The sequence below is a fragment of the Streptococcus lishijunsis genome (genome assembly GCF_047290665.1).
Lineage (GTDB): Bacteria > Bacillota > Bacilli > Lactobacillales > Streptococcaceae > Streptococcus.
Genome location: NZ_JBLBUC010000049.1, coordinates 1 through 1,128, shown reverse-complemented (window position 1 = coordinate 1,128; position 1,128 = coordinate 1). Strand labels below are relative to the sequence as shown.

Here is a 1,128-nt window from a genome sequence, read left to right as displayed (position 1 = left end):
TATAATGAAAGCAAATATGAGGAGGTCTTTATTTATGATTGGAGATAATATCAAAGCACTACGTCGAACACATCATTTAACACAACCAGAATTTGCGAAAATGGTTGGTATTTCACGTAATAGTCTGAGTCGTTATGAAAATGGGACTAGCACTGTGTCAACAGAATTGATTGACCGTATTTGTCAGAAATTTAACGTTTCTTATGTCGATGTTGTAGGAGAGGACAAGATGCTAACACCTGTTGAAGATTATCAATTGACCTTAAAGGTAGAAGTGATAAAAGAACGTGGAGCAGCCATTTTATCACAGCTTTATAGATACCAGGATAGTCAAGATATTGCTTTTGATGATGAAGCCAATCCTTGGATTTTGATGAGTGATGATTTGGCTGAATTAATCAATACGAAAATTTATCTTGTAGATACTTTCGATGAAATAGAGCGTTACAATGGTTATTTAGACGGTATTGAGCGGATGTTAGATATGGTGTATCATCGGGTGGTAGCTTAATGAGATTGGAAGAATTTAGTGAGACTGACTTTCAGAAAGCCTTGAAGCGAACCATTCGGGCTTTAACCCGAGGAAAGACGTTTCCAGATCATCCGAAAGCTATCTTGCTTGGTGGACAAAGCGGAGCAGGTAAGACAACGATACATCGTATCAAGCAAAAAGAATTTCAAGGTAATATCATTATCATCGATGGTGACAGTTACCGTTCTCAACATCCCAATTACCTAGCCCTGCAAGAAAAGTATGGCAAGGACAGCGTGGACTATACCAAAGGATTTGCAGGAAAAATGGTAGAACATCTGGTTGACGAACTCAGCACGCAAGGTTATCATTTGTTGATTGAAGGAACTTTGCGAACCACTCAAGTTCCTCGTCAGACTGTTCAATTATTAGCTTCGAAAGGATACCAAGTTTCTTTAGCTATTATTGGTACCAAACCAGAACTGTCCTATCTCAGCACCTTGATTCGTTACGAAGAGCTTTATGCCATCGATCCCAATCAGGCCAGAGCAACCCCTAAAGAACATCATGATGGTATTGTAGAGCATTTGGTTGATAACCTAAGGGAGTTAGAAAGAGAGCAACTTTTTGATCGGATTCAGATTTATCAAAGAGAT

Annotated in this window: 2 protein-coding genes; both read left to right on the top strand. The window is 38.8% G+C overall.

All coding sequences use genetic code 11. The features are described from left to right. Nucleotides 1-34: 34 nt before the first annotated feature. Entirely contained in the window at nt 35-511 is a 477-nt protein-coding gene (gene pezA, locus ACLN19_RS09085; protein ID WP_413385528.1) for a type II toxin-antitoxin system antitoxin PezA, read from the top strand. Next, nucleotides 511-1,128, top strand: a 618-nt coding sequence (locus ACLN19_RS09080; protein WP_413385526.1) for a zeta toxin family protein, incomplete at its 3' end; no start/stop codon positions are given. The genes pezA and ACLN19_RS09080, both read left to right, overlap by 1 nt.